The organism is Psychrobacter immobilis (assembly GCF_904846285.1).
GTDB lineage: Bacteria > Pseudomonadota > Gammaproteobacteria > Pseudomonadales > Moraxellaceae > Psychrobacter > Psychrobacter immobilis_D.
Window position 1 is genome coordinate 181,630 of record NZ_CAJHAD010000003.1, and the last position, 7,600, is coordinate 189,229.

General features: G+C 38.9%; 6 protein-coding genes. All 6 read right to left on the reverse strand.

Going from position 1 to position 7,600, the window contains the following annotated elements; genetic code table 11:
* Window positions 1-142: 142 nt before the first annotated feature.
* The 6 genes from JMX13_RS03740 to JMX13_RS03765 all read right to left on the reverse strand — a co-directional run bounded on the left by JMX13_RS03740 (window position 143) and on the right by JMX13_RS03765 (window position 7,524).
* Complete coding sequence (locus JMX13_RS03740) at window positions 143-1,297, reverse strand: glycosyltransferase family 4 protein (RefSeq protein ID WP_201609652.1); 1,155 nt, start codon at window positions 1,295-1,297, stop codon at window positions 143-145.
* A 190-nt stretch (window positions 1,298-1,487) separates the two neighbouring features.
* A complete protein-coding gene (locus JMX13_RS03745) occupies window positions 1,488-2,471 on the reverse strand; it encodes a hypothetical protein (protein WP_227686201.1) in 984 nt (327 codons plus the stop codon).
* A 410-nt stretch (window positions 2,472-2,881) separates the two neighbouring features.
* Entirely contained in the window at window positions 2,882-4,840 is a 1,959-nt protein-coding gene (gene asnB / locus JMX13_RS03750) for an asparagine synthase (glutamine-hydrolyzing) (RefSeq protein ID WP_201609656.1), read from the reverse strand.
* A 10-nt stretch (window positions 4,841-4,850) separates the two neighbouring features.
* A complete protein-coding gene (locus JMX13_RS03755; protein ID WP_201609658.1) occupies window positions 4,851-5,615 on the reverse strand; it encodes a hypothetical protein in 765 nt (254 codons plus the stop codon).
* Window positions 5,615-6,295 (reverse strand): haloacid dehalogenase-like hydrolase, encoded by a 681-nt coding sequence (locus JMX13_RS03760; RefSeq protein ID WP_201609660.1) that lies wholly within the window; start codon window positions 6,293-6,295, stop codon window positions 5,615-5,617. Before JMX13_RS03760 ends, JMX13_RS03755 begins: the two co-directional genes overlap by 1 nt.
* Window positions 6,292-7,524, reverse strand: a complete 1,233-nt coding sequence (locus JMX13_RS03765; RefSeq protein ID WP_201609662.1) for a glycosyltransferase — start codon at window positions 7,522-7,524, stop codon at window positions 6,292-6,294. Before JMX13_RS03765 ends, JMX13_RS03760 begins: the two co-directional genes overlap by 4 nt.
* Between the last annotated feature and the right edge of the window lie 76 nt (window positions 7,525-7,600).

The window sequence follows — 7,600 nt, forward strand, 5'->3', positions numbered from 1 at the left end:
CATAATGCTTTTTATATATTAAAATTTAAATATATAAATCCTTATAAACGAATATATTGGATAAACTTGTTTTTAAAATAAAAATAATTAGACTTTGTATGGCTTAAAACGATACTTCTTAAGTTCGTTTAGATATGAAAACTTACTCTAATCCCATCTCAGCTATCATATGAGCGTTTACCTTTCTAACGTCATACTTATCTACCGCAATGACTCTAGAGGCCGACCCCATTTGTTCATAAAGATTGGGATGCTCTATGAACTGACGCATGGCATCTATCAACTCAGTAACGGCTTGGACGGGAACTAGATAACCATTTATACCATTGGTCACCGGCTCCCTACACCCAGGCGCATCCGTCGTAATAATAGCTCGTCCCATTGACATAGCCTCTAACACAGAGCGTGATGTGCCCTCGCGATAAGACGGTAATACATAGACTGAACTGGCCGCTATGGCAGGACGAACATCTTTAACCTGACCCCAATAGATGATGTCGCCATCTGCTATCCATTGATCTAACTGTGCTTGTTCAATGGCTGCTGGGTTTTCATCTATCGAGCCTACCAGATGAAATTCGGCATCAGGATATTCTCTCTTTATCTGTTTGCATGCTTCGACATATTCCACTATTCCTTTATCTTTGAGCAGTCTAGCAATCAACAAAAAGGAAGGCTTGACGCCGCCTGACTCATGTCTAGGTAATGGAAATACATTGAAGTCATTTAAATCCACCCCTGAACCGTTCACCACTACCGTAGGAGTCATTGAATGAACTATATTTAGTTTTTTTAATAAATTTAAGTCATCATTATTTTGAAAAAATACCTTAGAAGACTTTGCTAATGCTTGTTGGTAAAGCACATGTACAAATGTTTGGAAAATGCTACGCTTATTGGTTTCTTCTACTTGCTGAAAGGTATAACCCAATCCCGAAAACAACACAAAACGATAGGATACTCCGGCCAACCATGCTGCTAATGTTCCATATACCACAGGCTTTACAGTGTAAGAAAGTACATATTCTGGTTTAATTCTATTTAATAGCTGATAACTATGAATAAATGTCTTTATATCTTTGACCGGATTAGTTCCGGTTCTTTGCATAGCAATCTGATGGATATGATATCCACGATTTATAAGCTCATTATGGTCTGCAGCATACTTCTCTAAAATAGGAGAAACAATGTGTATCTCATACCCTAATTGAGCGATGGAATCCAAAAGCTTGCCTCTAAAGTTAAATACATTATGCAAACAGTTAGAATATATTAAAAACTTTTTTATAGTAGTCATAATGTATTTAACCTAGTTTTTGAGTCATGTAAAAAACTGACTATTAATAATGTCACCCCAAAACTTATCTTAATAGGTATATTTATATATTCACATATATAAATATACTATAGGTAACTTTTAGACTAATTACAATAGAAGGACATAAATAATTTATATTTATACCTTTGAGAGATGTGGTTAAGAATTTTTACTGATTGATTTTAGGAAGTGGAGTGTTGTTTGGAAGTTTTTCATTATGAAATAATGTGCGAATTTCGCAGTCAGCACATACGAACAGTACATATATCATAACGAATGGATATCTATAACGAACAGCTGTTCCATAATTAAATACAACTAAGCCATATACAGACATCGATAAAGCCATAAATAATAACCAAAAAGCAAGATTATCAGGACTTTTCATCAAAGCTTTACGAGTTATCAGAAACAAAATGGCAAGTACAAATAAATTTTCAAATGATTGAATCAAAGGTAGAAAGCCGCTCGCTTCCCACAAAAATGGTTTAGATAAGAAGTAAATACCCGACGTCAAACCTTCAACGACAAACTCTCCTACTCCAGAGATAAGCATAATTTCTTCAGCTTTCCCTCCATCTTCTACAAACATAGCCGCCCTAAAATGATTAATTTGAGGGATAGCTATCGGAGCAGCAAGAAGCAATCCAGCCAGACTAATTAGGCTTATAGTTACTGCTTTCGCTAACCCCATACCATTTTTAGCCACATTGAAAATAAAATACATTAGAACAATAGAACCTAAAATAAAAAAGTTCTGAAACTTAATTAAGTACAAAGGAATAATAAACAAAATACTTTTAAGGATCTTAGACTCACGCGCATAGACAACCGTTAGCACCATAAAAAATAGAATGAGAGTTTCTCTCAAGCTTAGCGCTGTGTATAGAGCCATGCTTGGAAACAGCAGATAAAACCATATTGATACTTTTGTAAAAATATTTTTTACATACAAAGCAAAGAACAAAACGATATAGAGAAAAGTATTATAGAATCCTAAACTAATAGGAGAAACTGGCGATGGAAATGGTAACAGGGCGAGCATAGCACTGGCTTGAAAAACATTATCACCCCCTGTGAATGCTTCAATCAACCCTAGCTCTCCAGATCTTATCGCATTCACTCCCTCCCAATATCTAAACTGATCGCCCATATATGCCGTACTGAACATTACGTCATTTAGAATAAAAGGAAGCAAACAGTGTAAAGCAAGGACTACTTGATAATTGGATGGAACCTTAAACTTGTATCCAACAGTGACAATTAGCAACAAGCATATCAGCAGACTAGGTAACTCAAAAAGTCTGGTCCCTAAAAATCCATACGTATAAATCCAACTTAGGTCTGACATTAGTTTGTCTCTATATTTTTAATAAAAAATTCAAATGACATGTCTGTTTTGGCTATTATCAATGCACTGTTGTGATTAGCCTATTGGAGCGTTCTAATTTAACCTACTGGCTTTATACGGCTATGTTTTAAAAGGTATCCTGCTGATTGTAGTCTAATAACTATTTATATTCAAAAAAATAAATATATTTATCATTTTGCTATCCATATAAATTACTGTGTCTCAAGCCAGGCTTGGAACATTAATATATTCCATAGTTGATCTTGATGATTATATTTACCGCTCAGATGTTCTGTCCATATCCTACGTATGGATGCGGGATAAAAGTAACCTTGCTGCAGTAATAGCGTTTCATCTAATAATGCTTCAGCCCAATCCTGTAATGAACCACGTAACCAATCGTGTAAAGGTAGGCTAAACCCCATTTTAGGCCGTTCAATCAATTGGCGAGGAACATGACGAAATAGTACCTGCTTCAGCAACCACTTACCTTCACCATGACGTATTTTGTAATGCAATGGCATTTTCCAGGCTAATTCAACAATACGATGATCTAGCATCGGCACTCGCGTTTCTAGACTATTAGCCATAGCAGCGCGATCAACCTTTACCAAAATATCGTCAGCCATATAAGTCTGTGCATCCATAGCCATCATCGCATGTTGAAAGCTATCTGTTTTCGGCCAAAAATTTATATCACTTATCAAAGTACTAGGTTCTTTTGCACCTATGACTAACTTCTCAGGCTGCTGCCAATGACTGGTCAATGACTGGTAAAAATCCTGTTCACTATCAATATTTAGCACACCTGCTAGCTTGTGAGCCTTATCTCCAGGAGCACTCAATCGTAATTTTTTAGGGAGAATAGGATTAAGCGTTGTGAACATAGCATCCCAGCTCTTGGGTGCGAAAGCAGTCAGTGTCGTCGACGCCAACCTTCTCATTGGTCGAGGTAATTTACGATTTTTATTCCAAACTTGCTGAGCCATGAGGTAGCGATTGTAACCTCCAAATAGCTCATCGCCCCCATCACCACTTAAGGCAACCGTCACATGATGACTGGCTAACTGACTGACTAAAAAGGTTGGGATTTGTGAGCTGTCTGAAAATGGCTCACAGTATATAGACGATAATTTCGGTATCACTGCTAAAGCATCTTTAGGGGTTATATAAAACTCAGTATGTTCGGTACCAATGTGCTTAGCCACAGCTTTTGCATGCGTTGCCTCGTTATACGCTTCATCCTCAAAACCAATAGTGAAAGTCTTAATTGGCCGCCCGTTCTGTGCTTGCATGAGTGCAACTACTGTACTGCTATCTATACCACCGCTTAAAAAAGCGCCAAGTGGCACGTCTGATTGCATTTGACTGCCGATACTCTCCACAAGTGCTGATTCTAAAATATCAACGGCTTGCTCTGGACTGCACGTAAAAGGATTTTCTAGCCCTGTTTCAACTACCGTATTAAAACTCCAGTAGGCCTTAGGTACCGCTATTTTAGCTGTTTGCAATTCTACTAAAGGTAATTGTAACCAATAACCAGGTCGCAACTTTTTAATGCCTTGATAAATACTATAAGGAGCAGGAATACAGTTGTGACGCAACAGTAAAGTGATTGAATCACGATTAATGTCTGCTTTGAACATAGGGTTTGCTTTCAAAGCTTTTAATTCAGAACTAAAGAACAAACTATCGCCCTGCCAACCCCAATATAAAGGTTTTTCACCCATCCTATCCTTTGCTAGAGTCAGGAGTTTCTCTTGCTTATCCCATAGAGCAATGGCAAACATACCTACCATAGCTTGTAGTGTTTTTTCTATACCCCAAGCTACGAAACAAGCGAGCATGGTCTCTGTATCTGAATGACCTCTCCATTCGAGTAAGAAGCCCTCTTGATTAAGCTGTTGACGTAGTTGCAGATGGTTATATATCTCACCATTAAATACCACCACATATCGTCCACACACAGAATGCATAGGCTGTGCGCCTGCAGGCGACAGCTCTAGAATGGCTAAACGCCGATGACCAATAGCTAAGCCAACAGTTTCATCCAGCCAACTATCGCCAGCATCCGGACCTCTATGATAAAGAGTATCGTTCATATGCGTGATACAAGCACGCATCTCTATGTTACTTGATAGGTCTTGGCGAAAACCAACAATACCACACATAAAATACTCCTTAGTCTAGACGACCATGGCGTAACCAATTGCTAACGGCAGCTGCTAACGCGATAATAGAATAAATAGCACAAAGCAGAACAAAACCACGAGCTTCATCGTAAGGAGCTAATGCTAAGACCCCTGTCAAAGGCATTAAAAAAAATACCAGTCTAAAACGAATCCTTTGACGATCAGGCATCTTTAGCAACCCTTTACTATCAAGATAACCAAAAAGACGGAAAGCAGCATAAATAATACCTGCTGCTAGGGCGATACCCATCCTATAACGATCTTCTACCACAAATATGACTGGTGCCATAAATCGAAACCAGGCCAACCAAAGAAAAGTTGCTACCTTAAACTCACGATCAACAAACATATTATGCAGAGCGAATACGATAGACAAGGCTAAAAAGAAACTCCACCATGCCAATACCTCTTGCATATTTAGTAGAAGAGTTAAGGTTATAAAAACCAGTATTCGAAAAGCAATCCACGTAAAAATCCACATCGTAGGTGCATTTTGAGGACCGCGCCGACGACCATCTTTCTCTTTACGTGCCGCGAATAAGTCATTTACAAGATAGCCGATCTCATACAAACTGATAAATGCAAAGTATACTAAGATAGCCTGTATCAAAGCTTGAAACGGTGGGACTCTACCCAGAGCCATCACAAGTATTGCTGCACTTAGCCACTCAAATAGAGCATGAAAAACCCAACTTCCATTACGTAAACGCGTATTATAGAAGTAACTAAATGGCAATATATATATGATATTCATCAGCTTAACCTTATATAAGTAGCGGTTAATCCTGCCCAGCGCTCCTTATGTGACGCTTTATGCAGAACCACATAAGCCCTCCTTGCACCACTTAATAATTCTCGATCTGTTATATTGTCACTGATAGCATCATAAAATCTGCTAATAAGGTCATTACCAATAAGATCACTTAATGCTTGTAACTTTAATCCAGTTAAATCATTTTTGTAACGACCTGTTAAAACACCATCATTACTCTCAAGGTCACTAGCAACAAACCTTACACCCAGCTGCTTTGCCAATGCCGAAACGATAGGTTGTAGGCTGGCAGAAGCCAATATTATGTGTTTGTCTTTTATCGCCAGTGTAACGACATTCCAAACAGCAGGGACTTTTCTATTATCCAATAACCATTGCGCATAAACTTCTGCATTTAACTCGAGAGAGCTGACCGTATCGTCTTTCAGCATTCTAACAAGTAGGTGTTTTAAAACATGTCTACCGGTGAGACGCTCAATCACTGCTACTCCTAATCGAAACGGACTACGATGTGCGGTTAAAGCACGAAGCATTGGCAAACGCCATTGACGCTCAGGCTGCTGAGAAAAATGCACTCTGAGCAGGCCTAATGTTGTATCGTCATAAACCAATGTGCCACAAACATCTGTAATAAATAATGTAGCATCTGAATTATTGGTCATAGTGTCTGTTCCAGCTGCTCATAAATTTTTTTATAACTTAATGCTGCCACATGGAGATCTAATTCAGATTTGGCTCGCGCGCGTAGATTGTGTCCTCCCATCTTCTTAAGACTATCAAGTGAAGATACGATGTTAGTTAAGCTGTCAGGCTTATCCAAATTTATCACTGCACCTGCTTTCAGCCTAGCAGTCATGTTATCTATGTCACCAATTCCAGCATTACTAACGACAGGTATACCTACCGCAAGCGCTTCGGCTATTTTAGTAGGTGAACTCGCTATTTTTGAATAAGCAGGCTTAATGAAACTAAGCATTAAATCAGAGCAACCTATGTAAGAAGGTACTTGGTCGCGTTTGGCTTCATGCACATGTATACGCGTACGCAAATGTGACAAGCCAAGCTCACCTATTAATACATCATGTTCCGCTCGCCAATCCTTAGTAATCAATAAAAAGTGTACATCTTCTCGCTCAGTAGCTGCTTGACCGAATAGTTTTAGCATTTCGTCTAACATATACCAAGTCCCCAAAGAACCGAGGTATGAGAGTACAAAAGCATTTTCAGGTAATCCTAACTCCTTACGAGTAGCCATACGCTGCTTAGCAGTAGGTAAGATAAAATGCTCAAAGTCTGCACAGCAAGGAATCACTGTAATGGGAGCAGACATATCTGGCGACAGCTTATGCAGTTCAGGTACCACTCGTTCTGTGAGAGCCACAATATGACTGGCGCTCAAAAGAAGATTGCTCTCTACATGTTTGTATAGCTTAAATATTGAAGCGTCAACACTGTTGTCTAGCTTCCAAATATCGCCATCTACTCTCTCGTCAACCCAGAGGCCGCGCATATCAAACAAGACCTTTACTCCGGTAAGCTTACGCAGTAATGCTCCAACCTGCATGGCTTGATAGCTACGACAATGGATCATGCCAAAACGATGTTTAAGCTGCAAATACAAAGCAACTTCATACATGCGAGACAAATCCCAAAGCTTGCCTAACTTGCCAAAACGTGTAGTAAAAGACAAAGGTGTCCATCCTATGCCAGAACTAGCCAACTCTGCTTTTAATAACTCACCACCAGCCTTAAAACGTGCAGGTTTTTCATAGCTTAAAATATGTAAAGGACGAGGGTGCTGACGGATACTATGTAAGTACGGTAGTATTTGGCTACCACCTAAAGGATCTAGCAAGCCATCATAAGAGATAAACAATACTGAGTTACTCATATAGTCAGTCCACAATAAAATTAGTACAACCCATATCATGAAATAGCTTAGGTAGATTATTCTCCACCCAACCTTG